This is a genomic window from Pedobacter sp. KBS0701, assembly GCF_005938645.2.
GTDB lineage: Bacteria > Bacteroidota > Bacteroidia > Sphingobacteriales > Sphingobacteriaceae > Pedobacter.
The window spans coordinates 4919596-4946428 of the sequence record NZ_CP042171.1 but is presented as its reverse complement, the minus strand read 5'-3'; the positions used below and the strand labels follow the sequence as shown (position 1 = coordinate 4946428).

Genomic DNA, 26833 nt, shown 5'->3' with positions numbered 1-26833 from the left:
TAAATTAATCCCCGGTCAATACGTCGCACCAGATAAATTTATCTGTCATCACCCTTTTTGGATGCTCCTTGCCAATGCTGAAGCCTAACCAGTTTTTGGGTGCATATACGGTATTGTTTTTTTCTGACAGATATGCAGCCCACCAGGCAAAACTACTGTTGGAAATAATGGCGATGTCGGCATTTTTTATAATCTGGAAATCCGTTATCTCATTATTTGATGAGAAGATATAGTTGGGCTGTTCGCCAAAGTAGGTTTTTACGAACTCGATATCATCACTAACAAAATAGATCACACAGTCTGTTGTATCGCCGAGGGCATCCAGCCTGGTTCTGAAATAGGACATTGGCAGGGATATGTCTCTTTTGCCATAGTTCAGGTAATCTGTTCTCCTGATGTGGACAACAACAGTTTTTTTCGTACGGAAAACAGCTCCAAACTCCGCCTCAAAACGCTCGGTGAATTCTTTTTTGATTGGTATGTTGAATCCTTGTGGGATATTCCTGACATAAAAATCGGTTTGGAAGAAGCCCTTGTAGATGGTCTGTTCCTTCACTTCTACCGGGCGTGGAACCTGGATACTTTCAATGTAAATCTCGTTGAATTTTAATATTTTTGGTAAAATCCGGGTATATACCGAATAAAGCTTTGAAGATAAGGTCAGGTTCTGGAAAGTCCCGAGATCAAAATATCTGCTCAGATAGGCATGATGGGGATTTACAAAAAAAAATGATTTTTCTTTGTTGTTTGTTTTTAAGTACTGAAAAAAAGCGTATTGGAAAATCTGGTTTCCAAGCCTTCCAATAAATTTTACTCCGATCATAACTTCGCTTTTTTTAATATATATTTATTGATGAATTCCGGATAAAAACGATAAGCGTAAATAAATGCATTGAGGGCATTTACCTTGAGCTCTCTCCACAGAATAATCTGAGATATGGTAAAACCGAAGATGTTGGCAATAAGCGTGGCGTACGCAGCTCCGATTACCCCATATCGATGAATGAGGAAATAGTTCAGCATCAAAATTACGCAGGTATTGACAATTACAATGATGAAAGTGACCCTGGTTTTACCGATAGAATCAATAATTACCCCAAATTGCCGGCCAAAGGGGCCGAATATGCAATAAAGTAACGTGATGTTAAGTATAGGAACGGTATCGGCATACTTGTCCCCGGCCAAAAGCCTGATGATCAGTCCGTCAAAAAGATAGATAAAGATGATCGCGGGGATTACCATGGCTAAGATTGTGCCTACTGATTTTTCATAAAGATATTTAATGGCCTCCTTACCCTCAGTTTCTATGCGTTTTGAACTTTGTGGAAACACAATAGTGGCCACAGCATTGGTTGGGATATCGATGAGATTACCGATTCTCACTGCAATATTGAATGAGCCGGAGGCCGCCGGGGAAATGATACCTGCAAGCATCCACTGATCTATCGTGCCAGAGAGAATGGAACTGACCGAAGTGGCGAATGCATACTTGCCATAATGGAATATCCGGCTGATCCAATTCTTACTAAACCTATAAGTGAAGCTGATGAAATTTTTTACATAGGCCCAGGAGATGGCGATACTAACGAGTACAGCTAAAATTTGTACATAAACCAGGGTGATCAGGTCGGTCTTAAAGTGAAAAAAAAGACAGATGAACAGAAACAGGCACAGCACAGACTGTCTGGCCAGGCCGCTGAAAAGAACACCTGTATATTTAAAGTTGGCCTGCTCGATGCAGTTGAACTGGGTCAGGATCCCTGAAAAAATAAATACAATATTATACAGGTGGAACATGGGTTCAAGTTCCGGTGCTTTGAGCAGCCTGGAGAGATACCCGGCGAAGATCAGATTCAATAAAATGCAAAGGACTGTAAGGCTTCCGCTTATGGTCAGTGTAGCAGAAAAAATGTCTGAATGTTCTTTCTTTTCAGACCCGGACATAAATTTGATTAGTGCACTCTGGATAAGGCCGTTGCGAATGATTTCCAGGATAGTAACCGTCTGAAGAAAAATTCCCCATACCCCATAATCGTTTTTTGTAAGAAGCCTTACCAGTACGAAAAATATCGCCAGGTTGATCAGCGTGCCTGAAAAGTTCTGCAGGATGTTGATAATCCCGGATTTAATCCAATAGTTATTTTTTGTCCCGCTCATTTAGCCTGATTTGGATATAATGATTTGCCTCTTAAATGTCTTTCTGCAAGATCCAGCACATCCTGGTCACTCTTTGCATGGTGTATCTCTGCGCCTGAAAATTTAGGATAGAGTTTTGTGAAACAACCAAAGTAATGTTCAGGCCCTTTTTTAGACAGAAGGATATTAATGCCTCCAAAATAGCTTGCCAATGCACCTGTTCCGCCGTGTGTGGATATAAAATGTTCCGCATTTGCGTAAACCATCAACTGGAAGTGGTTAAAATTCTTTGCCTTGCCCAGGTTTTGTTTAAACAGGTTTTCCATCAACAGCACTTCCGGGTGCTCCCGTTCTATCCAGTCGTATTCATCTAAATCGTAAATATCGCTGTTGTCATTTGTAATATTTTCCGGTCTGGGCCTGTTGTAAATAATCTGGTATTCAGATTTATAGCTGTTAAACAGTTCATCTAAAAGTGCTATGCTGAGAAAACTGACTGGCGGACCGTCCCACTCCATATTGTATCGGTTGGCAATGATCAGTATTGGCTTGTGATAACTGTAGATATTATTGTGATATATCTCTTTTAAAGGAACCCGGGCCCATTTGCGCATGTTGTAATTCTGGCTATAAAGAATCCTCGGTGTCTCAAAATTATAGTTTCCGGTTGTTGTCCGGGTGGCAAAAGTTTCAAGATGGTCTGCTGAAAAGAAATACAGTTCGGAGGTATATTTTGCGCCCTCGGTCTGTAATAAAGTCCCGTTTTTGAAATGCCAGTATGCAAATGGAAGTGCAAAGGCGATGTCAGGAGTAAACTCCCCGCTAAAGCTTATTTTCTTATAGGGTTTTTTAATCACATAATCCCTGATCAGGTATTTCCACTGGATCACCTGGCAAAGATAGGTATCCCTGAAAAAATAACGGTAACTCGCGGGAACGTTATAGTGCCGGATTTTTGTATATAAACCTAAAATTTTGATAATCATTTTCCTTAGCATGTCAAACGGTGTTTTGTAGCCACTCTCATTGTTCTGTTTTAATGCCAGCCAGGGTACTACTTAATTTTAGCTGGCACCTACTGGATAAAGTTAACATTAATCAAAAAGACAAGACTGTGCCGGCCAATCTTAAAAATAATAGTTGAGGTTGAATTTAATGTGCCTGTAAAGGTGCCTGGCCACTCCTATCAGAATATTGGAGGGATGTCTCTTCCAGTTCCGCTTAAAGGTGCTGGGCTCTTCACTTGAGTTTTTTTGCTCAAAAAGACCTTTAAAATCCTCATAGAATAATCCTTTGCCCTTGCGTTTGAGAAATGACATCATCATACTATATTCCGCCTTTTCCACATTAACCCCTTCCTTATAGTTTCCAAATTTTTCTAAAAAGTCACTTCTTCTAAGGTGTGGATGGTCACTGTATAGGTAGAATTTATTATAGGTACTCCAGATGTCTGCAGGGTTAAAATACATTTCAGAAAACCCCTGGGCAAATGTTTTCAAAAATGGAAAACGCTGATAGGCATAAAACCGAACGATATCCAGAGCAGGGTCATCCTGCATAAAACGGATTGATGCAGAGAGTTTCTCCGGAAACAGGGCGAGCGGAACGAAATCTTCCTGTACATAAAGTGTCAGTGGAAGGGTCGCATTTCGTTGTCCTTTATTGATATTATTTCCGAGTCCGGCATTAGCTGGCGTGGTAATGAGCCTGAATCCAAATTCTGCCCCGAGCTTTTTTACCAACAGGAGATTTTCGGCTGTACTGCAGTCATCGGATACGATAATTTCCCCAAACCTGCAGCCCAGTGAAGCGAAACTGGAAAGTAATCTGGCCAGAGATGCAGGCCTGTTGTAATGGGTGACCAGCAAGGTGACCTGTGAAAAATTGAACTCTTCTGACTGCATGTATTGATCGTGTTAACTGGAAAAGATTTCCGCTTCCGGTTTTTGACCTTTTAAAGGTGCAGTTGACGAAAACGGATGGTGAACATTGATAAAATTATTATTTTATTTCAAAGCAAAGATTTTTTTGACTGTTTTTTTTACTTTGTAAAACCCTTTTCTAAAAATCCTTACATAATTGGGAACAATTTTAAAGTCTGCCCAGGGTGTCATTTTAAGATAGCGGAAAAATTCATTTTTGTAAAACTGACTTCCATTGTAAGATGAATATATCGGCTTAATATCAATAAAATGCATGATAAAGGGATCCTTTACATCTACACCGGCTTTGCAGTTCCAACGGTGATCGAGCTCTTTCCAGCTATTGGCGAAAACCACATTAAGGGCGTATTGATCTGCTAAAAGTAGCGAATCTTTATTTTCCTCCACGCAGGTCAGTATTTTTTGCGGGATATTTTCTTTTTTCCATTTATCGATATCAATTACCAGCAGGCCTGCATTGAAATATTTTGTCTCCGGATCGAGCCCAAGTTCCCGGTAGTTGGGTATTCCTGCCCATTCGCAACTTACCGTTGCCGAATGGTCCTGTACACAGCCAACGGTCCTGCCATCCAGTTCCACCGCCCATAGCTCAGCGATATCCCTGTTCACAATCATGTCAACATCCAGATAGATTACACGTTTTGCGCTACTGCCTACAATATAAGGAGCAAACATACGCATATAGGTAATCTGCGGCATCCCGGTACCGTCCAGGGGAAGGTGGATGCCTTCCGGAAGTACCGATTGCATATCATGAAAGGTGAGGATATAATCATTCCCGTCAACCATTGATCTCAGCTTTTGAAGGTTTATCCTGGAAATTCCGTTATCAATAATCGCAAAAGCAATCTGCTCACCGGTTTTGTGATTGACCTGTACCGATCTGATCAAGGGTGCCAATAAAATTGCGTAGTGGTTATCCGTTGCTATAACAATGTGGATAGTTTCTCTTTGTTTGGACATTCGTTTGAATTAGAGGCTTTTTGTTTCGGTAGAACGTGCAAATTTAAGGAATTAAAATTGTTATTCATCTTTTACACCTCAATGCTCTAAAATTTGCAGTTTTTATCCTGGTTGCGTGATCAAATATAACCGATGCATTAAAACTATTGAAGTATTTATTTAATATTGTGTTTTAAAATTCAAACCATGTGGCCAATAAAAGTTCCCGAACATATTACCCAGTTTATTGATAAACGGTTTACCCTGGAGGAGTTGGGCGCTAAGGCTAATGCTGCTTACCAAACGATTTCTAATGGTATCCCGGAAGTTTCGGTGGTGATGCCGGCATTTAATGAGGAGGATAATATTCTACCTACTCTTGCCTCTCTGGCTGCCAATAAAACAAAAAGAGTGGTGGAAATTATTGTAGTGAACAATAATTCTACTGATGACACGGAAGCTCTGGTGAGGAGCACCGGTGTACAATGTATCCTGGAGGGCAGACAGGGAATAACTTTTGCACGTAATTCAGGTCTTGCCGTCGCCAGGGGTAAATACATACTGAACGCTGATGCTGATACCATTTATCCTGCAGACTGGATCGAACAGATGACCAGGCCCCTGGAGAATGCAGGGGTTTCACTTACCTACGGAAGATTCGCTTTTTTGCCTATTGCAGAAACAGGTCGCGGAACCTATTTCATTTATGAGCACGTGGCAAGATTTTCACGATGGATCAACAAGGTTTTTAAAGACGAGGCCGTAAATGTTTATGGATTTAATTCGGGCTTTAGACGGGAGCAGGGAATTGCCGTAGACGGTTTTGACCATCCAGAGGGAACGAATGAGGATGGCTGGCTCGCACTAAAGTTGCGCGATAAGGGCTTCGGGAAACTCCACCTGGTTACCGATATCAGGGCGCTGACATGGACCACCGACAGAAGAATACAGATTGACGGGGGACTGATAAAGGGCTCTTTAAAAAGAATATCAAGAGTATTTGGCGGTTAATTTTCTGAAAGGGTAAATGAATTAAGGCCAGCAGCTGGCAATATTCATTACCTTGCAAAAACAGGCATCATACGTTTTGTGAAATCTTCTGCACCTTTTTGGTTAATGTGGATTTCGTTATAAAAGAATGTTGGATCATGCTTATAAATGTCTCCAAAATTTAAATATTCAACCCCTTTATCCCTTCTCATCTGCAGGGTAAATTCAGCTATATTCTGTTTATACTTCTCATCAATTTTAATGTCGGCCACAGGTGCGGTAAATAGGATAAGCTCAATTTTATTAGCCTTACAGAGCGCAATGATGTCATTCAGGAATTTGTATTTCCCTTTCAATTCGAAAGTCAGGTCTCTCAGCTTCGTGGGCCCTTTATAGCCGGCGTTAGGATAGAAGAAATCTCCATAGCTGTCGAAATCCTGGGGCAGGATGTTAAATCCGTCATTAATTACCTCGTGAATTCCCCATAGCGTATTGTATTTGGCATACCTGTAAAAGGGTATATACCTGTAAGCATACCATTCATAGCCAAACTGTTTGAAATGGTCAAATACCACGGGTTCTTTGAGATATGGAAAAAATTTAGGAACAGCAAAATCAAAAATCTCTTCTGTATTTGATGAGAAGGGGTCTATCTGCAGATATAATTTTTTGATTTTGTTATTTTTTAATATAAATAGCTTTAGCATCAGGTACTGGTCGGTGATCGAACTTCCGTCTACTGAAATATTGATCCCTTTCTTATGCGTCTGTTCTTCTATCATTTTTAGATCAAGTGAGGTATACGCTCTTGAATTTCCATGAACGGCAAAATCGAAGTCTCGGTTGCTGATCTTGTCCAGCCATTGGATCTTGGTGTAATTGCCTTTCTGAAATACATAAGTAAAACCTTCATCCAGCAACCAGAAGATGAGATAGCAGATCAGGAGTAGTTTAAATAGCTGAATAAAAAAATTCTTCATGGCTAGAATTGAAAATAAATGAAACTGCTCTGTGATACCAGTACCCCGAACATCGCGATGAGGAGGATCAGAGTAAGATAGCTTAAAAAGCGTACCGACCGGTAGGCATAGAAATAATACTGTACCTTCCGGTTTCCCCAAAAGCCTTCAAAAATGAGCAGTAGGAATATCAGCGGGAAGCCTACAGCAAAGTTGTAAAGATCAGTCCCCGTTGATTGTTTTACCTCTGCGATAAAGGAATGACCATAGTCAAAAAGATTTTTGATGATGGTGAAGGAATCATGGAGGTTGTTTGCCCTGAAAAAGATCCATGCAAAACATACCGCTGAGAATGTCCAGAGTGTACCCATCCATAGCGGGAGTTTAAAATTGAAGAACTTCTTTCGCTGATTTAAGGATTCAAGCGAGATCAGCAGGCCATGCAGTGCTCCCCAGATAATGAAGTTTATGCTCGCCCCGTGCCAGACCCCTGACACCAGAAAGGTAATGAACAGGTTAAATATCCAGCGGCTCATCCCAACCTTATTTCCTCCCAATGGGATATAAAGATAATCCCTGAACCAGGTAGACAGGGAAATATGCCATTTGCTCCAGAATTCGCGTATAGATGAAGAGAAATAGGGCTTGTTAAAATTTCTCATCAGATCAATTCCCATCATTTTGGCTACCCCTATGGCAATATCGGAATAACCCGAAAAATCGCAGTAGATCTGAAAAGCAAAAAATATTGTTGCACAAAGGATGGATAAGCCATGGTATGATTCGGGATTGTTATATACCAGGTTGACAAAAAAAGCCAGCCTGTCTGCTACCACTACTTTTTTAAACAGCCCCCACAATATTCTCCTGGCCCCAATAATCAGGTTGTCAGCCTCGAGCGGCTTTAGGTTATTAACCTGGGGAAGAAGTACCTGCGGACGGTTGATCGGACCTGCTACCAGCTGGGGGAAAAAGGACACAAAAAGAGCGAACCTGCCAAAATTCTTTTCTGCAGGCATATTTCCCCGGTAAACCTCTACAGTGTAGCTTATACTCTGAAAGGTGTAGAAGGAGATCCCAACGGGAAGAAGAATCTTCGCACTATGCAATAAGGCCTGGCCTCCAAATAATACAGCTGTTGTATTAATGCTGTCCAGAAAAAAATTAAAATACTTAAAGTAGAAAAGAAGCCCGAGGTTGGTGACGATACTGATGCAAAGGAGCAGCTTTTTTCGCCGCTGCGGTGTGGTTTTCTCTATCTGTCTGGCCACGAAAAAATCTATGGTTGCCGGGAAGAAGAGCAGAAAGATGTATTCCCATTTCCAGCACATGTAAAAAAACAGGCTGGCAGCCAGCAACATCATCCACACATATTTTTTTGGCAAAAAATAGTAAAGTAGAAGGACCGTAGTAAAAAACAGAAAAAAACTGAGGGAATTAAAGAGCATGCAGGTCTAAATTTCAAAAAATCTAAGATATAAACAGAACACTTATAAATGCAATTTTTTATTAAATAATCGGGTCATTTCAGCAGAGCGCCCAGTTGTAAATCGGTGGTAAAGATAATATTATGGCGATAAATAATTTGGATTGGTTCGTAAATTTACCAGATAGCTTCGCCTTACTGAACTTTTAAGTCTTTTTAGTACTATTATTATTATAAATTTGATCATTGTTAAAAATAGACGGGCATGGTAACCAGGTAGCCGTAAGAAAATACTCAAAACCGGCAGACAGAAGAGCAATTTAAAAATGGACCACAACTTTCCACACGCGTAACCGACCGATGATGAATCTGATTGAAAATCTGCCAGGCAAAAAAATTTCCATTATCAGTGTGAATTATAACCAGCCAGCGGTAACCGGGCAATTACTTGACTCCATTTTCACAACAAACACTTACCCTAATATAGAGATCATCATTGTTGATAATGGCAGCAGTGAAAATTTTATTCCCATTTGGCAGGACAGGTATCCTCAGGTTAACTTTATTCACTCGGAGGTGAACCTTGGGTTTGCAGGAGGAAACAACCTGGGCATAGGAGCAGCAGATGGAGATTACCTTTTCCTTGTTAATAATGATACTGAATTTACTGCTGGTCTGTTGGAAACACTGGTTGGGACTTTTCAGGATTTTCCTGATACGGGGATAGTTTGCCCAAAAATCAGGTATTTTGAGCATCCCGGGAAAATCCAGTATGTTGGTTTCACAGAACTCACCTCCATTACTGCAAGAAACCAGTGTGTGGGCCAGTTCGAGGATGACAAAGGGCAGTATGACCACAGGGTCTTTATCACCGCTTTTGCACATGGTGCCGCAATGATGGTATCCCGTGAAGCCTGTCAGCGCGCAGGGCTAATGGCGGAAAACTTTTTTCTCTATTATGAAGAAATGGATTGGAGCCTGAACATCCGGAAAGCAGGGTTTAAGATCAGGGTGAATACCTCTGCCCTGATTTACCACAAGGAATCTGTTTCTGTTGGGGCAGATAGCCCACTAAAAATTTATTATATGAACAGAAACCGTATATTGTTGGTAAGAAAGCATTTCGTTTTTTATAAACAGGTGCTGTTCTGCATTTATTTTGGTCTGATTGTTTTTCCAAGAAACTTTTTACGCTTTCTGATCAGGGGCAAGTTTAAGCATATCGCTGCCATCTGCAGGGCTGTCTATTGGAACCTCAGCAACAGTACCAATTCATTTCAATAGAACTTAACACATACCAAACATAATTATCTTATGCATATTCTCTTTATTATCTCTATTCTGCTGGTCTTCTATACCTATATCGGCTATGGGATTTTACTATATTTTATGATTTTGGTTAAACGTGTATTTGCTCCCGGCGTACCTAAAGTTTTCAGTGATGAGGAACTGCCAACCTGTACGCTTATTGTAGCCGCTTTCAACGAGCAGGATTTTATCGAGGAGAAGATTAATAATACCCTGGCCCTTCATTATCCTGCGGGAAAGCTCCAGATGATTTTTGTTACAGATGGTTCAACAGACCGTACGCCAGAAATTGTTGCGCGTTATCAGCAGATTCACCTGATGCATTCCTCCGGTCGCAAGGGAAAAATAGCAGCTGTACATCGCGTAATGGATCGTGTTGATACTGATCTTGTCGTTTTCACTGATGCCAATACCTTCCTGAATACTGATGCCCTGTTCCATCTTTGTAAACATTATGCGGATGAACGTATCGGCGGGGTTGCAGGAGAAAAAAAAGTATACGCTGATGAACACGCGGATGCTACTGCCGGAGAGGGGATTTATTGGAAATATGAATCGAAACTGAAAGAATGGGATTCAGAGCTTCATACCGTAGTGGGTGCGGCAGGTGAATTATATAGCATCAGAAGATCACTTTATCAACCTGTACCGCAAGAAAGTGTACTTGATGACTTTATGATCTCGATGCGGATCGCAGAAAAAGGTTACCGCATCAGATACGAACCAAAAGCTTTCGCACAGGAAACGTCCTCTGCAAATATTGGTGAAGAACTCAAGCGTAAGGTTAGGATTGGTGCCGGAGGGATCCAGTCGGTTATCTGGTTAAAATCGGTTTTGAACCCTTTCAGAGACCCTGTGCTTGCTTTCCAGTACATCAGTCACCGTGTGCTCAGGTGGACGCTCGCGCCGCTGGCACTCATCGCTGCTTATCTCAGTAATATCATACTGGTAGCACAGCCCGGGAGCGAAATATATGATATGCTGTTTTTGCTGCAGACCTTGTTTTACCTGATGGCACTTTCCGGGCTTTGGCTGGAGAAAAAGAAAATCAGATTGAAAATCTTATTTGTTCCTTATTATTTCTGCATGATGAATTATGCGGTAGTTGCCGGTGCATACCGCTACTTTTCGGGCAAACAATCTGTTATTTGGGAAAAGGCGATCAGGAAATAAACCCGGGCTATAAGACACAATATTTTAAATTTAAGCCTTATTTAGGTTCTGGTACGAAAAATTATAGTATAGACACGTCTTTTATCAATTCTATATTTGTTTTTTACATATTTATTAAGGTGGTTATCATGAGGCTGTCTCAAAAGTAAAATCTAACATTTAAGGATAGAATTTTATTTCATTGCCCGTCATTCTCGCGCAGGCGGGAATCACAACGTGCTCAGCGGAGCTAATCTTAAAGCGCCCTGCAATAGCATTAGGATTCCCAATTAAATTGGGAATGACGACGTATCAAAATATAATTTGCTTGATGAGACAGCGTAAATCTTTTTGATACAGCCTCATCTTTCCAGCTACTAAAAGGCATTTATTTCGAAAAAAACATTAATTACCCAAACATTGTCTAATCTTTCTTCAATTAAATCTAGTTTCGTCTGCTGATGTTAAACTGGATCCCGGCTGAGAAAAGGTTGAGCAAAAACTCTGATTTTTGATAGGTATTCACTGTCCTGGAAGTTCCGTTTGCATCTGTTAAATCCTGGCGCTCGTAAGAATAAAAATAGTCAAGACTGCTCTCGGCAAAAAGATTCATACAAGGTACTAAGTTTATCTTGATACCGATTACAGGAGAGATGACCAACCCGTTTTTTGATGATTCCGCATACCTCGCCGTACCCGCAAACACGGTGCTGCCCGGATAGGTATTTCCACTAAACCGGTTAGAACGGTACCCCAGGTCGACGCCAAAATAGGGCTGAATGCGCGAATAGGTAAAATTCTTTTCAAAGCCTACTTTAAAGGCAAAATCGGTCAGCGTCCCCTCCGCAATCTCACAGTTCGCGCAGGTATTGGGAAAGGTGATGTCTTTTCTGTAAAAATTTCCCCCAACCCGGTAGCTGATCTGGTTATCATTGAATTTCATCAGCAGCGCGTTCGCATACGTATGGTTGAAATCCTGGTAGTTAGTCTGGTTAAGTACTTTGGGCAGTTGCATGATACTGTAGGCCCTTAAACCGATGGAGTAATTGTAATCTGCACTGGTCTGAGAAAAGATGAGTGACGAATGCGCCAGAAGAATTAAAAGGAGTACAATTTTTTTCATTTAATTAGGATATCAACATCAAAAGTAAAGATATTTATCAGAAGTAGATCATGGAGAGGTATTTATATTTTGGAATTAATATTCGGAAAGAGAGTATGGAAAACACCGTTATTTAACGTTATTTCTAAATGAGCATACTTACGCTATCCTTAAGCTAGAAAAAAATATGTATGTTTGCTCGCTTAAAAAGTTATCAAATAAAGTTTATGAAAGTTGCGCTAATAACAGGTGTTACAGGCCAGGATGGGGCTTATCTCGCAGAATTTCTGCTAAAAAAAGGATATAAGGTTCATGGTTTGAAGAGGCGGTCGTCATTATTTAATACCGATCGGATCGATCACCTGTATCAGGATCAGCATGAGAACAATGTCAATTTCAAACTTCATTTTGGTGACCTGACAGATTCGACAAACCTGATCCGGATTATCCAGGAGACCCAGCCGGATGAAATTTATAACCTCGCGGCGATGAGCCATGTGCACGTGAGCTTTGAGATGCCTGAATATACCGCGAATGCAGACGGAATAGGTACGCTGAGGTTGCTGGAGGCCATCAGGATTCTTGGACTCACCAAAACTAAAATATATCAGGCTTCTACTTCTGAACTTTACGGCCTCGTACAGGCGGTGCCCCAGAGTGAAACCACGCCTTTTTATCCGCGATCGCCTTATGCTGTAGCGAAAATGTATGCGTACTGGATTACGGTAAATTACCGCGAAGCTTATGGCATGTTTGCCTGTAATGGTATTCTCTTTAACCACGAAAGCCCCTTAAGGGGAGAAACGTTCGTAACCCGTAAAATTACCAGGGCAACAGCTAAAATTGCCCTTGGTTTACAGCAATGTCTTTTTCTGGGCAATCTGTCTGCACAGCGGGATTGGGGGCATGCGAAAGACTATATTGAAGCGATGTGGCTGATTTTGCAACAGGAAAAACCAGAGGATTATGTAATTGCAACAGGGGTTACCACAACGGTTAGGGATTTTGTAAGAATGAGTTTTGCCGAGCTGGGAATAGAGGTGGAATTCAGCGGGAAAGACGAATATGAAAAAGGAGTAATAATTGGTATTGACGAAGAACAGATGATCAGTCTGGGCTTAGATGCAAATGCTTTAAAGCCAGGTCAGACGGTGATCCAGGTGGATGCCAAATACTTCAGGCCAACGGAGGTTGATCTGCTTCTTGGTGATCCGACAAAATCAAAAACCCAGTTAGGCTGGCAGCCTAAATATGATCTCGCAGCTTTAGTAAAAGAAATGGTGCATTCAGATTTGCAAGTCATGAAAAAAGATCAGTATTTAAAAGAAGGCGGGTTCAATACACTGAACTATTTCGAATAATCATAATATCATTAAATAATACTTCCTATACCTAATGAAGTTGAAAAACATATTTACAAGCTTACTGTTTCTGATCATACTTACTGTATTCCAGGTGTCAATGGCTCAGACAAATTATGCAAATGTGAAGGTTGACGATCTGACTGATACGCAGGTCAGGCAATTAATGCAACGTGCGGAATCTATCGGTTATAACGATGCACAGTTGGAGCAGATGGCTGCTGCACAAGGGATGAAAGCCGATGAAATTCAAAAACTACGGCTAAGGGTAGAGAAAATCAGAAAGCAGGACGGGACGACAGGTGGTAATGCACAGCGCAATAACACGCTGAATAGAGATGCAGAAGAAAGCGATGACCGGTCAAGAACAGCGGTCAGGATCAATAGTGATTCAACAAGAATTACAAAGTCGAACAATACTAATAACAGAAACACAACTGAAACCGATATCTTCGAAGGCTTAAAGCCAAAAATTTTCGGAAAAGAACTGTTCTCCACCAGCGGCCTTACATTTGAGCCTAATCTCAGAATGGCCACTCCCAGGGGTTACGTAATTGGTCCTGATGATGAACTTTTGGTCGACTTGAGTGGGGACAATGAGGCCAGTTATAAATTGAAAGTTAGTCCTGATGGCATTATACGTCTGCAATATGTCGGAAATATAGCTGTAGGTGGTCTAACCATTGAACAGGCGATCAGTAAAATACGGTCGGGTCTTGCCCCTACTTACCCTTCACTAAGAACGGGCAGAACTACCGTAGCTGTAAACTTAGGGAATATCCGCACGATTAAAATTACGCTTGTTGGAGAAGTTGTGAAACCGGGCTCTTACTCTCTCTCTTCCCTTTCAACTGTATTTAATGCCTTAAATGCTTCAGGAGGACCTAATGAAAACGGATCATTCCGTAAGATCCAGGTCATCAGAGGAAACAAGGTGGTGGCCACTATTGATGTGTACGACTTCCTGCTCAATGGTGTCCAGAAAGGAAATATCCGCCTACAGGATCAGGATGTGATTAATATCCCTGTTTATGAAAAACGCGTTGAAATGTCTGGGGAAGTTAAAAGACCTGCCTTGTTTGAGGTCGTATCTGGTGAAAGCCTTGCAGACCTCCTGCGTTTTGCCGGGGGCTTTTCTACGGAGGCTTATAGTTCCAATATTAAAGTGTTACAAAATACCAGTAAAGAGCGGAAGATTATCGATGTTTCCAGCACGCAATTCAATAATTATAGTCCTCAGAATGGAGATAAGGTTATTGTAGATGCGATTTTGGACCGTTTTGCCAATAAGGTCCAAATCGAAGGAGCCGTTTTTCGTCCTGGTATGTATTCGTTAGAAGATGGTGCTACTTTGAAAAGCCTGATTACGAAAGCCGACGGCTTGAAAGAAGATGCCTTTTTAAACAGGGGGTATATTAACCGGTTGAATTTCGACAATACCGCCAGTTTGATTTCTTTTGACGTTGCTAAGATCATGTCTGGTGCGCAAGCCGATATTCCGCTTCAAAGAGAAGATAAAGTAACCATATCGTCTTTGTTTGACCTAAGGGATGAATATAAGCTGAGTATACAGGGAGAGGTGAGGCAGCCTGGTACATTTGAGTATGCAGACAACATTAGTGTCGAAGCTTTGATTCAAATGGCAGGCGGGTTTAAGGAAGGTGCTACCCCCAGCCGGATTGAAATTTCCAGGAGGGTTAAAAGTGCAGATACTGCAGGTAAAACTTCACGCACGGCAGAACTATTTACCCTTTCTGTTGACCGAAACCTTAAAATTGAGGGGCCTACCTTTGTTTTGCAACCTTTTGATATTGTATCCGTAAGAAATGCTGAAGGTTATTCCATTCAGAAACAGATCAAGCTGGAGGGTGAGGTGCTCTACCCTGGCGTATATACGATTACCAATAAAAATGAGCGTATTTCTGATGTGATCAAAAGAGCCGGCGGACTCACCTCTTATGCTTACGCTGAAGGAGCGAGTTTGAAACGGCCAGGTGCCGAAAAAGTAAATCCGACAGATAAGAATGCGATTAACAACAAAGATGAGGAAGAAAAGAAATACCTTAATTTAAAACGGGCACAGGAAGCTGGTACAAAAGATACCCTATCTGCAGAGATCGAGCAGAAACTGATTGAAAGTGATTTAGTCGGGATTAATCTGGAGCGCATCATTGAAAAACCGTTAGGGAAATACGATCTGATTGTCGAGGATGGCGATGTTATTCGTGTTCCACGTACCTTACAAACTGTGCGTATTACCGGAGAAGTACTCAATCCCAATAGCATTGTTTATCTTCCGGGAAAAAGCTTAAGACAATATATCAATGGTGCGGGAGGTTTTACCTCTAATGCGCGAAAAGGCGGAACCTATATTAAATACGCTAACGGCTCTGCTGCGGCAGTAAGCAAGTTTTTGTTTTTCAATAATTATCCTGTTGTTAAGCCTGGAGCAGAAATATTGGTTCCAAAAAGAGCAGAAAGAGAACGGCTAACGGCGCAAAGCTGGATTGGAATTGGAACAGCACTTGCTTCTTTAGGGGCTATTATAGTTAGTTTATTAAGATAATGATTTCCTTAAAAATTTCCTGGTCTTTTAAGCATTTGAATTAGAACAATTGATGAATATTTGCATGTATTTAAATATTGCGTTAATTAAAGTAAAAATAAAACATTAATGGCAGCAAGCGACGAGGTAAGCAAAAGAAAAAAAAAGGACGAAGTAAGTTTAAAAGAAATACTCCTCAAAATTAGAAATTGGTTACAGTTCCTATTTTCAAAATGGTGGATTATTTCCTTATTTGGGATACTTGGGGGTATTTTAGGGTTTTGTTACGCGACCTTCAAAAAACCTGTATATATCGCAACCACCACTTTTGTGCTTGAGGATGAGAAAGGTGGTGGTGGTTTAGGTAGTATTGCGGGTTTAGCATCTATGGCAGGAGTCGATTTACAAACCGGTGGAGGCGTTTTTCAGGGGGATAACATTTTCGAATTGTATAAATCCCGTAAAATGGTTGCGCAAACATTGTTAACAGAAGTTTTAATAGCTGGCAAGAAACAATTATTGATTGATAACTATATTGATTTTAACAAGTTGCGGGAGAAATGGTCAGAAAAACCAGAGCTGGCTCATTTACATTTTGGGGGTAAAAGTGCATCAGATGCCAATGCGGCCCGTACAACACGTTTAACTGATAGTGTAATAAATGTAATTGTTTCAGACATAACGAAGAATTATTTATTTGTTGCCAAGCAAGATAAAAAGCTGAATATTATTAAGGTTGATGTTAAAGCATCAAACGAGGATTTTGCGAAATTATTTAATGAAACAATAGTGCAAAATGTTAACGATTTCTATGTTAGGACCAAGACTAAAAAAGCACTGGAAAATGTCAAAATACTTCAGCAGAAAACAGATTCAGTAAGGTATGTTATGAATGGTGCTATAAATAGAGCTGCTTATGTTGCTGATGCTACTCCAAATTTAAATCAAGTGCGCCAAGCTCAAAGAGCAGCTCCAATTCAACGCTCCCAATTTTCTGCTGAAACTAACAGGGCTATACTAAGCACTTTAATTCAGAATTTAGAATTGGCAAAAATAAGCCTAAGAAAGGAAGCTCCCTTAATACAAGTTATCGACGAACCCGTATATCCATTATCGAAATCCACTCATAGCAAAATTGTTTATTTTATATTGATCTCTTTTTTTACATCAGTTATTGCTATAATTTATTTGATAATGGCAAGGATTTACAAGTTAGAAATGGAATCTGATGACAATTAATAAAATAGATGTTATTTGGAATTACATTGCTACTTTCTTCAGGGTGGCATCTTCAGCAATATTATTACCCTTAATTTTACGGTTTCTGCCCGCAGAGGAAGTTGGCGTATGGGCATTGTTCTCATCTATCTCCGCCCTTATTTTTTTACTTGATTTTGGATTCAACTCTTCATTTACGCGCAACGTCACCTACGTTTTTAGTGGGGCTCATATCTTAGAGGCTGAAGGTATTACCAAAGTCGACAACATTAAAAATCATGTAAACTATGAACTGTTGAAGGGACTGATTAGTGCTATGAGATGGTTTTATGGACGTGTGTCTATGCTTCTATTAGCGTTATTAATTACTGTAGGATCATTTTATATCTATCATGTTCTTAAGGACTATTCCGGTAATCAGGTTCACATTTATCTTTCCTGGGGTATGTTCTGCGTAATCAATACATATAATTTATATACATTATATTATGATGCTTTATTGGAAGGAAAGGGACTGATAAGGGTTGCAAAGAAAATTACCATTATCGGAAATTTGACCTATTTGGCGATTGCGGCGCTGCTTGTCTTAAATGGGTTTGGCCTCCTTGCGCTTGTTTCTTCCCAGTTTATAGCTGTTTTGATCATTCGGATTTTATCTTACAGAGTTTTTTTTACAGTTCCATTGAAAAAGGAACTGGACAATGCCGCAAATATTAATAACAAGGATATTTTGGCGAAAATTTATCCAAATGCATTTAAGTATGGTATAACATCACTTGGTGGATTTATGATCCAGCGATCATCAATATTTATAGGCGCGACTTTTATATCATTAGTTTCCATAGCGTCTTTTGGTGTTACAAGACAGTTGCTTGAAGTGCTTGTTGCTGTAGCTAATATAGCGTTAGCTACTTACCTTCCCAAGATCGCGAAGCTGAGATTGGAAGACGATATTCAAAGTATTAAAGTGATTTATATTCGAGGTATTATTCTCTCTAATGCAATCTTTATATCTGGTGCTTTAATCCTGTATTATATTGGCCCCATATTTTTAGCCGCTTTATCCAGCCATACGAAACTGGTCAGCCAAAATGTATTACTTGCCATGATTTTCTCGTCCTGGATTGGGTTAAATGCAGGCATATCAGGAGCGGTAATTTCTACACGGAATGTTATACCATTTATGAAACCTTCTCTCTATTCGGGGATAGCTACCATATTGCTATTACTCTTAGTATTTAATTTCACTAATTTTGGGATTTTAGGCATGGCTATCGTTCCTGGCTTAGTGGATTTGTGCTATCAGGGATGGAAATGGCCTTATGAGGTGTTTAAGGAACTCCAAATAAGTCTAAATGATTTTCGTATCGTAGTAAAAAAACTTATTCTGAGATAATTGATGAGATTAGTAGCGGTTATTGTAGTTTATCAACCAGATATCGATTTTTTAAATAAAAATATTTTATCTCTTATAAATCATGTAGATCATTTGTTATTGTACCAAAATTCGCCGTTAACAAATCAGGATTTATATCATAACTATGAGAAATTGTCATTTCTGGGTAGTGGCGAAAATGTTGGCATTGCAAAAGCATTGAACCAAGCCATTGAATGGGCAGAGAAAAACTTATACACTCACTTACTTACGCTTGATCAAGATAGTTCCTTTTTTAATAATGATTTAAAGCACTTTAGGGATTTAATTGATCATGAGAAGCTGCCTGATATCGGAATATATTGCCCAAATATTGATAATAGAGGAAAGCTATTGATTGAAGATAAACAACCTATTGTTGAAGTAAAAGATTCCATCACTTCGGGCTCAATTTTTCCTTTAGGTACCTTTAAGCTTTGCGGGGGCTTTGAAGAGAAGCTGTTTATTGATGCCGTTGATTATGAATACTGTTACAGAATATTTACAAAAAACAACCTGAAAACTGTCATATATCCAGAAATCACATTAAAACATGAAGTGGGTTATCCCACCCGTATTAAATTTGGTTTCACAACTGATAATTATTCCGCATTCAGGACATATTTTATTATCAGAAATCAGCTTCTGATATGGAGGAGATATCCCAGGTTATTTCAGCCAGGCTACAAAGTAACATTAGTTAAAATTCATATAGTTTTTAGATTTATTAAGATAATTCTTGGCGAAGAGGATAAAATTAATAAACTCAAATCTATAGTACGTGGAATATTCCATGGGCTAACAAGTAAATAAATACCAATGAAAAAAAATGCAGTTTTTACGATATGCGCTAGAAATTATCTAGCTCAGGCACTAGCTTTAAAGGCTTCGTTAAAGCGATCAGAACCAAACTTAGATTTTTATTTATTTATTTCGGACAGTACCGATGAACTACCGAACGATATTGATGTGGTTCCTTTAGATGAGACCTGGATACCAGACTGGAGAAGTATGGCATTTAAATATAATGTGATAGAGTTCTCTACATCGATTAAACCATTTTGCTTCAAAAAGCTTTTTGGCGAAGGTTATTCAAAAGTAATCTATCTGGATCCAGACACTTATATCACTTCTTCTCTCCAGGTTATTTTTGATTTTTTGGCGGACAAATCGATAGTCTTAACTCCTCATTATTGTAATATACAAACCAATTACAAAGGCTCAATTACAGAAGAAGAAATTCTGTTCGTTGGAATATATAATTTAGGATTTGCAGCTATCAAAAACAATTTAGTTGGAAATGAAATTATCAACTGGTGGATGAACCGGTTAACTGACAAATGTTACGCAGATAAACACGATGCGTTACATGTTGATCAAAAGTGGATGGATTTCATTCCTGCATTTTTCCCAACTGAAACAATGATCACTCATCATATGGGTATTAATCCTGCCATTTGGAACCTTCATGAGAGAGAGTTAATTGTAGGTGCTGAGGGAATTTACTATATTAGAAATATAGAGACAGATGAACTATTCCCGCTTATCTTTTTCCATTTTTCTGGATTTGATCCATTCAATCCTACCTTGATTAACCGGCGTCACCCAGAGTATAATACAGATATTTATCCATCGTATCGGCCACTTTTTCAACAATATATCGATGATATTTATAAAAATGGTTATGAGTCTTATTCAAAACTTTGCTATTCATTTAATTCGTTTGATGATGGAGAAAATATCATCCCGCTGCACAGACGCATATTTCGTATTTACGAACAAGATTATCAGGTGAAAAATCCTTTCGAAATAGGCAATATATTTTACCAAATGCTCAAAAAGAACAAGCTTCTGACTGGTATAAAATCTAATTCTTTTTCAACTTTTTCTGCATCCAGCAAAAAGAGTAAAGGGATATTTGAACGTTCTATAATAAAAGGATTAAATCTGATTAAGGTTATTGTAGGGATTAGGTACTACGCCTCTTTACTAAACTTTTTGTCTATTTACGTTAGATATGAAAACCAAATGTTTCTAATTAAAAGAGATGATAAAGGTCAATAAAAATGTTGTGATTGCCGCATTGGCTAGAGATTGTGAAAAGCCACTACTCAATAACATCCCGCTAATTGAAGAGTTGAGAGCAAGATTTGTATGGTCTGAAGTTGTGGTTGTGGAAAACGATAGCAAGGACAAAACCAAACAAATTCTTCATGATTGGCAATCCAGATCGGAAAATGTCAGCATTATCTCTCAAGACTTCGGAACATTGACGATCCCTCATAAATCGACAGGAGTAACATCACCTACAACTACAACCTATCGTATAGAAAAGATGGCCTTCTACCGGAACATCTATCTTGAACACATCAAAGCCATAAAAAAAAATATCGATTATGTAATCGTTATCGATGTGGATATAGAGAACTTTGATGTTGAAAATTTGATTTATTCGATAGAAAATGCGCCTAATGATTGGGGAGGCATTTTTGCTAACGGGGTAACAAGAAAAAAAATTCTTGGTTATACCTCAAAAATTTACTACGATATTTTTGCCATTTATCAGTATCCAAAGGTTCAGAATTTCAGTTACACTGAGGATTCGCTGCATCAAACATTTAAGGATATAAATAAAAAAGTAAATAAATGCGAATATTTTGATATCATCTCTGCGTTTGGAGGCATCGGTATTTACAAGTACGATGCGATCAAGTCATTGAATTACGTTGTTGTAAATAACATGAACAGTAATGACGAAGCAATATGTGAGCATATCCCCTTTAATGAAGAAATAGTAAATAAGAGCTATAAGAATTATATTGCCAGAAATTTAACAGTGACCTACGGAACGCATAATATTGGATTAATCGCAAAACTATATCTACCTTATTATTTCTTATCGTTCCTTGCAAGAAACAAATGAAAATGCCGCCTATGTCATTAGATAGATCCTCGAATACAGCTTCAGCAATAAAGAAGAAGAACAAAGCTTTTTTTATTGATACTTATTCTGAAAAATCCTCACATGAGATGTTTAATGCCTCTTTGATGTTAATGTGTGCAATTGTGTTTGATCAAGTGGATTGTAGAATGGGACAGAGTGCTTATGAGAATTATCTTAAAATAATTAAAACCCGGTCTCCGGAAAATATTGTCCGTAAACGAACATTTGTAGTTGCCGGAAACGGCAGGATAAGCTTAGTGCTGAGATATTTGGTAAGTGCTTTTCAAAATATAAAATACTTACTTATAAGTCCTAAAGATGCAGTTTTAATCTTTCCATTTAATAATCTTTTTAGCCTAGCATTCATAAATACTTTAAATAAAATTTATAAACGAAAAATCCTGATATTTTGTCATTCTGAAATGGAGGGCATAGGAACAGACGAAAAAAAAGGCGGATATTTTCATAGACAATTGACGGCACTTTGCAGGAATTTTTTCCTAAATCCGAAGACTGAGATTTCTGAGACCCTTTACTTCTCGGTGCTGGGAGACGTGCTGAAGAGTAACATAGCTGAAAATATCGGGCTTAAAAAAGCAAGCAAATTTATCAGTATAGACCACGCCTATTTTTTTGAACCAGTTCAACCTACCAGTAAAGCCGTTGGGAAGCTTAGCTTAGCTACGGTTGGCAGTATAAGCAAAACCAAAGGCCTTCTCGAATTTTTTGAGTTTGCAAAACACTTGAGCACGTTTTCTACGAAAATAAAACTAGCCATAATAGGTACCACTCATGAAGATCTTAACTTGTTCAATGGAACCAATATAGAACTACAGTCAGAAAGCAATACCTTTTTAGATCGGGAAGAATTTAAGAATAAAATACAAGAACTCGATTATGTTCTATTTTTCTATCACAAAGATAACTATCGTATAACAGCGAGTGGTGCTGTAATGGATGCAATTTCTTATGAGAAACCAATCCTGGCACTGAAGAATGATTATTTTGAATATCTGTTCAATAAATACGGGCAGTTCGGTCATTTGTTTGATAATGTTGAGGAAATGGCTAACCTGGTTAAGGACTTATCTGTTAATAACTTAATTAAACCGTTTGACTTTAAGTGTATTAAGGTGAAACTTACGCCAGAAGTGATTAGTCAACAAATGTATGCTGAATTAAGGCGTGTGAATTTTTTAACAATCTAGAATGGCACTCTATTTTTTGATTTTTGCTGCGTTGGCACTATTTTCTACCTTCGAAATTTACGGACTGAAACAAGCTGAAAGCAAAAATATTTTCATTCTTTTTTGCCTGGTACTGTTTATAATGTCATTTATTAGATGGGAATCAGGAACAGATTGGGAAACGTACTACGCGGCTTTTAACCAAAGTATAGAATGGGGTACTGAAAATGAGTTCGAATGGGGGTTTGCAAGGATTAATGAGTTTGTAAAAATATTTTTCGATAACTATACTATACTCCTTTTTGTTTTAGGGGCTATTCTATTCTTCTTTCAAAGTAAGGCCATTTTAAAGTTAAGTCCCTATCCTGTCACTTCGCTTTTGTTGTTATGGTGTACAACCTTTGGTAATATTTTTTTTGTAAGACAATCTATAGCTACAGCGATATTATTTTATGCTGTTCGATACATCGAAGAGAAAAAACTAGTTAAGTTTTTAACTATGATTGCTATAGCTACATTGTTTCATAGGACCTCAATATTGTTTGTTTTAGCATGGTGGATATATTCATTAAAAATCAGACCAACCTTAATGATGATTTTTATCTTTATAAGCCTGCTATTGTCCGCTATTATTTCTAAATTAATGGGGAACCTGGGCGCTATTGCAGGAGGCGTCATCCAACAAAAAATGGAAGCTTATTTAGATTCAAGCAATGATACCTTTGGAACAGAGGCATCTCTCGTTCAGATAATAATAAAAGGATTCGCTAACAAAATCTTTATATTCGGTATATCTTTGTTCTTTATGTTAAGGCTTGAAAAAAAAGGCATTATATTTCGAGAATATCTCAATCTTTACTTGGTAGGTATTGTGATTTACTTTAGTACAATCTCAATATCGATTGCTTTTGTGAGGCTTTCTTATGTATATGATATGATGCTAATTCTGCTCGTTCCCATCATATTGAAGAACATAGATCAAAGATACGTCAGGTTTACATTGTTTTTCGTATTTCTTTGTTACGCCGGTTTAAGGCTCTACATATCTTTAGTTGGTGGATACTACGACCTGTATGTTCCGTTTAAAACAATTTTTAATACTTAATGATGACCGGCGATATTTATGTAAATGGTAGATTTCTTTCTCATAAAATGGACGGCATCGGACGATTTTCTTTAGAAATCTGCAAACAACTTAAAGAACTAGGATTAAACTTTATTATTGTTATCCCTAAATGGTTAGATTACGCAAATAATGAAGGCTTTAGGATTATAAAATATGGTAACTTAAAGTCACACTTTTGGGAGCAACTTGATCTGTATTACTTCCTGAAGCTTAATAAAAATCCATTGTTAATAAGCTTTTCTGGTTTGGGTCCGTTGTTTTATAAAAACCAAATAACCACTATTCACGATCTTTCATTTTATGCAAATAAAGAATGGTTTTCGAAAACTTATACTTTTGTTTATGGTATTGCCACGCCGATAGTGGCGAGGAGTTCGAAAAAAATTTTTACTGTTAGCAATTTTTCAAAATCTGAAATCGTTAAGTATTTAGGTATTAAAGAAGCCAAAATAGAAGTAATTTATAATGCTGTTGCCAATCATTTATATAAAGCTGCTCCGGCGGATGAGGTCACACCCAAAGTTAATGACATATTAAAGGAGAAATATGTGCTGGCAGTTTCATCTCTCGATCCTCGAAAGAATTTACAAGGCTTAATCGATTCTTTTTTAGCACTCGAACTGTCCGACTGTAAGCTTGTGCTTGTAGGAAAAGCCTCAAACCATTTTAATATTCGCCTGGACGCCACTGACAAAAATATACTGTTTACAGGGTTTGTTTCCGATACTGACTTATTAGCGCTTTACACGCATTGTGAATTTTTTATCTATCCATCATTTTACGAAGGTTTTGGAATACCTCCGTTGGAAGCCATGAAAAGTGGATGCGCTGTTTTGGCTTCAAGGATTCCTAGTTTAGAAGAAGTATGTGCCGATGCGGCTTTATACATTAACCCTTATGATATTAATGATATGAAAGAGAAAATGCTTGCCGTTATGGAAGACATCGAGTTACGAAATGAATTAAAGGCAAAGGGTATCATCCGCTCCAGGTTTTTTACTTGGGAAGCTTCTGGCAAAAAAGTATATGAATTAATTAAAAATTTTAGCTTTTAATGAAAATTCTTCAAACTATAAAATACTACGATCCATCAAAGGGAGGCATGGAATCTGTCGCTAAAAATATCGTCGACGGTGTAATTGAAAATAGCAGTGATGTTGAGTTTATAATATATGCAAATAACCACTATTCTTCGTTTAAGAAAATATATAATAGAAACAACAGAGTTGAATCGATAAAGGAGTCCACTCCGCTAATATTAAAGAGCCAACCTTTAAGCTTGGGCTATCCTCTTTTGGCTAAATTAATATCAAGTTCAGATGTCGTGCATCACCACTACCCATTTCCCAATATGGAGTTGGCGCTTTTAAGATATCAGCACTTATTGAAGGGCAAAAAGTTTGTAATAACCTGGCATGCTAACATTAACAATTCCAGATGGGGATGGATTGGGAAGGCCTACAACCCACTTGTTAAAAAACTTTTAGATTTGGCTTCTGATATTATCGTCACCTCTCCTCAGTTGGCAGAAAGCTCAAATATCCTTGCTCATTATCTGGAAAAGATTAAGGTGGTTCCATTATCTTTTGACCCTATGCTCAGTAATAATGGAGGTATTCCCCGCGCCTATCCGGTTAACAGGAAATTTAGGTTGTTATTTGTAGGGAAGCTACGATCGTACAAAGGGATTATTTTTTTATTAGAAGCAATCAAAGATTTGGACGTCGAATTATATATTGTGGGCGACGGTGAGGATCGTCAGCTTTTAGTAAACAAAACGGAAGAAATCAACGCTAGCCATAAAGTTTTTTTTAAATCTGGTTTAACCGATGAACAAGTTGCTGCTATATACCAAGAATGTGACCTCTTTATTTTGCCTTCAATAAATGAGGCCGAAGCATTCGGGGTAGTGCAACTGGAAGCGATGAGTAATGGCCTGCCGGTAATCAATACCAGCCTTAAATCTGGTGTCCCTTTTGTGTCTTTAGATTCTTTCTCTGGTTTAACTGTTGAAGCAGGTAATAGTGAGAAACTAAAAAACGCTATCAATACAATCATTAATTCCAAAGAATTATACGAAACCTACTCTGGCAACGCTGTCATCAGATCTAAGGATTTCACGAGAGAAAAGATGGCAAAAGCTTATTTAAATATTTACCAGTCATGAACCAATATACATCAATTACTGGTGCCACGGGCTTCGTTGGGAAAAATCTGGTTTCTTACCTGAATTCTGAAAACATCTTAACCAGGTCTGTGAGCAGAGCTGAATTGGAAAGAATTATTAGTTTTGAAAATTCCGATACCATCATTCATCTGGCCGGCAAGGCACACGATTTAAAAAAAACATCAAATGCTGATCAATATTATCAGGTTAATTTCGAACTGACTAAAAAACTCTATGACGCCTTTTTACTTTCAGAAGCTAAAAAGTTTATATTTGTTAGCTCAGTAAAAGCAGCTGCGGATGTTGTTGAGGATATATTAGATGAGCATACGAGGCCGAATCCGCAAACTCATTATGGTAAATCTAAATTAATGGCTGAAGAATACATTCAAAACCAACCGCTGCCTGTCGGAAAATCATTCTATATTTTAAGACCGTGCATGATCCATGGTCCGGGGAATAAAGGAAATTTAAATTTGCTCTATCAATTCGTAAAAAAGGGGATACCATACCCATTAGCAGCCTTTCAAAATAAGAGATCTTTCTTGAGCGTAAAAAATTTATGTTTTGTCATCAAATCTTTGCTAAAAAAAGATATTCCGTCAGGAATTTATAATATTGCGGATGACGAAGCTTTATCGACCAATGAAGTTGTCGAAATTCTTTCCGAATCGATGGGGACAAAAGTAAGGTTATGGAAGCTTTCTTCATCATTTATACGGTTTATAGCGAAGATTGGGGATAAAATCAAACTCCCGCTTAATTCCGAACGATTGGATAAGCTTACCGAGAACTATGTGGTAAGTAATGCTAAAATAAAACAAGCTTTGGGGATTAAACTTCCTTTAAGTGCTAAGGAAGGCCTGATTAAAACCGCCAATTCATTTGCACATTTAAAAAAGGAATAAAACAA

At 38.5% G+C, this 26833-nt stretch carries 23 protein-coding genes; 15 read left to right on the top strand and 8 right to left on the bottom strand.

What is annotated here, in order from left to right; translation table 11 throughout:
• Nucleotides 1–4: 4 nt before the first annotated feature.
• From FFJ24_RS19915 to FFJ24_RS19895, 5 genes are all read right to left on the bottom strand, one after another.
• Entirely contained in the window at nt 5–823 is an 819-nt protein-coding gene (locus FFJ24_RS19915) for an alpha-1,2-fucosyltransferase (protein ID WP_138818907.1), read from the bottom strand.
• A complete protein-coding gene (locus FFJ24_RS19910) occupies nt 820–2157 on the bottom strand; it encodes a flippase (RefSeq protein WP_138818906.1) in 1338 nt (445 codons plus the stop codon). The genes FFJ24_RS19915 and FFJ24_RS19910 overlap by 4 nt, the downstream gene beginning before the upstream one ends.
• On the bottom strand, nt 2154–3134 hold the full coding sequence (locus tag FFJ24_RS19905) for a hypothetical protein (protein ID WP_210419403.1): 981 nt from the start codon (nt 3132–3134) through the stop codon (nt 2154–2156). Before FFJ24_RS19905 ends, FFJ24_RS19910 begins: the two co-directional genes overlap by 4 nt.
• A gap of 129 nt (nt 3135–3263) precedes the next feature.
• On the bottom strand, nt 3264–4040 hold the full coding sequence (locus FFJ24_RS19900) for a glycosyltransferase (RefSeq protein WP_138818905.1): 777 nt from the start codon (nt 4038–4040) through the stop codon (nt 3264–3266).
• A gap of 102 nt (nt 4041–4142) precedes the next feature.
• Complete coding sequence (locus tag FFJ24_RS19895; protein WP_138818904.1) at nt 4143–5042, bottom strand: glycosyltransferase family 8 protein; 900 nt, start codon at nt 5040–5042, stop codon at nt 4143–4145.
• Between the two features lie 186 nt (nt 5043–5228).
• Here FFJ24_RS19895 and FFJ24_RS19890 point away from each other — a divergent pair, with 186 nt between their 5' ends.
• Nucleotides 5229–6032, top strand: coding sequence for a glycosyltransferase family 2 protein (locus FFJ24_RS19890; RefSeq protein ID WP_138818903.1), 804 nt, complete (start codon nt 5229–5231; stop codon nt 6030–6032).
• 47 nt (nt 6033–6079) lie between these two features.
• Here FFJ24_RS19890 and FFJ24_RS19885 read toward each other — a convergent pair whose 3' ends face one another.
• Both FFJ24_RS19885 and FFJ24_RS19880 read right to left on the bottom strand, forming a co-directional pair.
• Nucleotides 6080–6991 carry a hypothetical protein gene (locus FFJ24_RS19885; protein WP_138818902.1) on the bottom strand — a complete coding sequence of 304 codons (912 nt, stop codon included), beginning with the start codon at nt 6989–6991 and terminating at the stop codon, nt 6080–6082.
• A 2-nt stretch (nt 6992–6993) separates the two neighbouring features.
• A complete protein-coding gene (locus FFJ24_RS19880) occupies nt 6994–8355 on the bottom strand; it encodes an MBOAT family protein (RefSeq protein WP_210419402.1) in 1362 nt (453 codons plus the stop codon).
• A 401-nt stretch (nt 8356–8756) separates the two neighbouring features.
• On the opposite strand from FFJ24_RS19880, the gene FFJ24_RS19875 reads away from it, so the two are divergent.
• On the top strand, nt 8757–9680 hold the full coding sequence (locus tag FFJ24_RS19875; protein WP_246862667.1) for a glycosyltransferase family 2 protein: 924 nt from the start codon (nt 8757–8759) through the stop codon (nt 9678–9680).
• Between the two features lie 30 nt (nt 9681–9710).
• Nucleotides 9711–10877 (top strand): glycosyltransferase family 2 protein, encoded by a 1167-nt coding sequence (locus tag FFJ24_RS19870; RefSeq protein ID WP_138818900.1) that lies wholly within the window; start codon nt 9711–9713, stop codon nt 10875–10877.
• A gap of 424 nt (nt 10878–11301) precedes the next feature.
• Here FFJ24_RS19870 and FFJ24_RS19865 read toward each other — a convergent pair whose 3' ends face one another.
• A complete protein-coding gene (locus FFJ24_RS19865) occupies nt 11302–11979 on the bottom strand; it encodes a hypothetical protein (RefSeq protein WP_138818899.1) in 678 nt (225 codons plus the stop codon).
• Between the two features lie 206 nt (nt 11980–12185).
• Between FFJ24_RS19865 and gmd the strand changes: the two genes are divergently transcribed.
• The 12 genes from gmd to FFJ24_RS19805 all read left to right on the top strand — a co-directional run bounded on the left by gmd (nt 12186) and on the right by FFJ24_RS19805 (nt 26828).
• Complete coding sequence (gene gmd, locus FFJ24_RS19860; protein WP_138818898.1) at nt 12186–13319, top strand: GDP-mannose 4,6-dehydratase; 1134 nt, start codon at nt 12186–12188, stop codon at nt 13317–13319.
• A 34-nt stretch (nt 13320–13353) separates the two neighbouring features.
• Nucleotides 13354–15885 carry an SLBB domain-containing protein gene (locus tag FFJ24_RS19855; protein ID WP_138818897.1) on the top strand — a complete coding sequence of 844 codons (2532 nt, stop codon included), beginning with the start codon at nt 13354–13356 and terminating at the stop codon, nt 15883–15885.
• A 108-nt stretch (nt 15886–15993) separates the two neighbouring features.
• The gene (locus FFJ24_RS19850) at nt 15994–17103 is read left to right on the top strand and encodes a Wzz/FepE/Etk N-terminal domain-containing protein (protein ID WP_138818896.1); all 1110 of its coding nucleotides are present in this window, start codon (nt 15994–15996) and stop codon (nt 17101–17103) included.
• Entirely contained in the window at nt 17093–18478 is a 1386-nt protein-coding gene (wzx, locus tag FFJ24_RS19845; protein ID WP_138818895.1) for an O-unit flippase-like protein, read from the top strand. Before FFJ24_RS19850 ends, wzx begins: the two co-directional genes overlap by 11 nt.
• The gene (locus FFJ24_RS19840) at nt 18479–19309 is read left to right on the top strand and encodes a glycosyltransferase (protein ID WP_138818894.1); all 831 of its coding nucleotides are present in this window, start codon (nt 18479–18481) and stop codon (nt 19307–19309) included.
• 6 nt (nt 19310–19315) lie between these two features.
• A complete protein-coding gene (locus FFJ24_RS19835) occupies nt 19316–20560 on the top strand; it encodes a hypothetical protein (RefSeq protein ID WP_138818893.1) in 1245 nt (414 codons plus the stop codon).
• Entirely contained in the window at nt 20544–21419 is an 876-nt protein-coding gene (locus FFJ24_RS19830) for a hypothetical protein (RefSeq protein ID WP_138818892.1), read from the top strand. Before FFJ24_RS19835 ends, FFJ24_RS19830 begins: the two co-directional genes overlap by 17 nt.
• 11 nt (nt 21420–21430) lie before the next feature.
• Nucleotides 21431–22648 carry a glycosyltransferase gene (locus tag FFJ24_RS19825; protein ID WP_138818891.1) on the top strand — a complete coding sequence of 406 codons (1218 nt, stop codon included), beginning with the start codon at nt 21431–21433 and terminating at the stop codon, nt 22646–22648.
• 1 nt (nt 22649) lies between these two features.
• Nucleotides 22650–23732, top strand: coding sequence for an EpsG family protein (locus FFJ24_RS19820; protein WP_138818890.1), 1083 nt, complete (start codon nt 22650–22652; stop codon nt 23730–23732).
• Nucleotides 23732–24808: a glycosyltransferase family 1 protein gene (locus FFJ24_RS19815; protein WP_138818889.1), complete on the top strand. Its 1077-nt coding sequence runs from the start codon at nt 23732–23734 to the stop codon at nt 24806–24808. The genes FFJ24_RS19820 and FFJ24_RS19815 overlap by 1 nt, the downstream gene beginning before the upstream one ends.
• Nucleotides 24808–25920, top strand: coding sequence for a glycosyltransferase (locus tag FFJ24_RS19810; protein WP_138818888.1), 1113 nt, complete (start codon nt 24808–24810; stop codon nt 25918–25920). Before FFJ24_RS19815 ends, FFJ24_RS19810 begins: the two co-directional genes overlap by 1 nt.
• Nucleotides 25917–26828: an NAD-dependent epimerase/dehydratase family protein gene (locus tag FFJ24_RS19805; RefSeq protein WP_138818887.1), complete on the top strand. Its 912-nt coding sequence runs from the start codon at nt 25917–25919 to the stop codon at nt 26826–26828. Before FFJ24_RS19810 ends, FFJ24_RS19805 begins: the two co-directional genes overlap by 4 nt.
• The last annotated feature ends 5 nt before the right edge of the window (nt 26829–26833 follow it).

Bases quoted from the DNA above. Each gene is read 5' to 3' on its own strand.
- FFJ24_RS19915 (WP_138818907.1), bottom strand. From the start codon at position 823: ATGATCGGAGTAAAATTTATTGGAAGGCTTGGAAACCAGATTTTCCAA.
- FFJ24_RS19910 (WP_138818906.1), bottom strand. From the start codon at position 2,157: ATGAGCGGGACAAAAAATAACTATTGGATTAAATCCGGGATTATCAAC.
- FFJ24_RS19905 (WP_210419403.1), bottom strand. From the start codon at position 3,134: ATGCTAAGGAAAATGATTATCAAAATTTTAGGTTTATATACAAAAATC.
- FFJ24_RS19900 (WP_138818905.1), bottom strand. From the start codon at position 4,040: ATGCAGTCAGAAGAGTTCAATTTTTCACAGGTCACCTTGCTGGTCACC.
- FFJ24_RS19895 (WP_138818904.1), bottom strand. From the start codon at position 5,042: ATGTCCAAACAAAGAGAAACTATCCACATTGTTATAGCAACGGATAAC.
- FFJ24_RS19890 (WP_138818903.1), top strand. From the start codon at position 5,229: ATGTGGCCAATAAAAGTTCCCGAACATATTACCCAGTTTATTGATAAA.
- FFJ24_RS19885 (WP_138818902.1), bottom strand. From the start codon at position 6,991: ATGAAGAATTTTTTTATTCAGCTATTTAAACTACTCCTGATCTGCTAT.
- FFJ24_RS19875 (WP_246862667.1), top strand. From the start codon at position 8,757: ATGATGAATCTGATTGAAAATCTGCCAGGCAAAAAAATTTCCATTATC.
- FFJ24_RS19870 (WP_138818900.1), top strand. From the start codon at position 9,711: ATGCATATTCTCTTTATTATCTCTATTCTGCTGGTCTTCTATACCTAT.
- FFJ24_RS19865 (WP_138818899.1), bottom strand. From the start codon at position 11,979: ATGAAAAAAATTGTACTCCTTTTAATTCTTCTGGCGCATTCGTCACTC.
- gmd (WP_138818898.1), top strand. From the start codon at position 12,186: ATGAAAGTTGCGCTAATAACAGGTGTTACAGGCCAGGATGGGGCTTAT.
- FFJ24_RS19855 (WP_138818897.1), top strand. From the start codon at position 13,354: ATGAAGTTGAAAAACATATTTACAAGCTTACTGTTTCTGATCATACTT.
- FFJ24_RS19850 (WP_138818896.1), top strand. From the start codon at position 15,994: ATGGCAGCAAGCGACGAGGTAAGCAAAAGAAAAAAAAAGGACGAAGTA.
- wzx (WP_138818895.1), top strand. From the start codon at position 17,093: ATGACAATTAATAAAATAGATGTTATTTGGAATTACATTGCTACTTTC.
- FFJ24_RS19835 (WP_138818893.1), top strand. From the start codon at position 19,316: ATGAAAAAAAATGCAGTTTTTACGATATGCGCTAGAAATTATCTAGCT.
- FFJ24_RS19830 (WP_138818892.1), top strand. From the start codon at position 20,544: ATGATAAAGGTCAATAAAAATGTTGTGATTGCCGCATTGGCTAGAGAT.
- FFJ24_RS19825 (WP_138818891.1), top strand. From the start codon at position 21,431: ATGTCATTAGATAGATCCTCGAATACAGCTTCAGCAATAAAGAAGAAG.
- FFJ24_RS19820 (WP_138818890.1), top strand. From the start codon at position 22,650: ATGGCACTCTATTTTTTGATTTTTGCTGCGTTGGCACTATTTTCTACC.
- FFJ24_RS19815 (WP_138818889.1), top strand. From the start codon at position 23,732: ATGATGACCGGCGATATTTATGTAAATGGTAGATTTCTTTCTCATAAA.
- FFJ24_RS19810 (WP_138818888.1), top strand. From the start codon at position 24,808: ATGAAAATTCTTCAAACTATAAAATACTACGATCCATCAAAGGGAGGC.
- FFJ24_RS19805 (WP_138818887.1), top strand. From the start codon at position 25,917: ATGAACCAATATACATCAATTACTGGTGCCACGGGCTTCGTTGGGAAA.